Source organism: Streptomyces sp. 13-12-16 (assembly GCF_002114215.1).
GTDB lineage: Bacteria > Actinomycetota > Actinomycetes > Streptomycetales > Streptomycetaceae > Streptomyces.
In genome coordinates, this window is record NZ_NCTE01001407.1 from 1 (window position 1) to 356 (window position 356).

Annotated in this window: 1 protein-coding gene; it reads right to left on the minus strand. The window is 80.1% G+C overall.

Annotated elements, in window-relative coordinates; all coding sequences use genetic code 11:
• Positions 1–356: nuclease-related domain-containing protein (locus tag B7767_RS41680; protein WP_143652979.1), on the minus strand; the 356-nt coding region annotated here is incomplete at both ends.

Here is a 356-nt window from a genome sequence, read left to right on the forward strand (position 1 = left end):
GTCGGCGACCGTCACCCGCCGCCGGTGGGCGTACAGGGCGTGGACGGCGTACAGGCCGCCGGGGCCGATCAGCAGGTGGTGGATGCGGTCGCCGCCGGGGAGCGGGATCGAGTGCAGGGTGTGCCAGCCGGCGCCGTCCGTGCGGTCCAGGGCCTCGCCCACCGTCCGCTCCGCGACGAGCGCCCTGCGGCGCGGGTCGGGGCGGAGGCGGCGGGCCGGGCCGGGATCGCGGTCGAGGTCGATCAGCAGGGCCTCGCCGGGGCGGTTCGGCGCGAGGTCGTCGTCGGGGTGCAGGGACAGACGTGCCAGCTCGGCGGGGGGGGGGGCCGGGGGCGGGCCGACCGAGACCGGGGCGG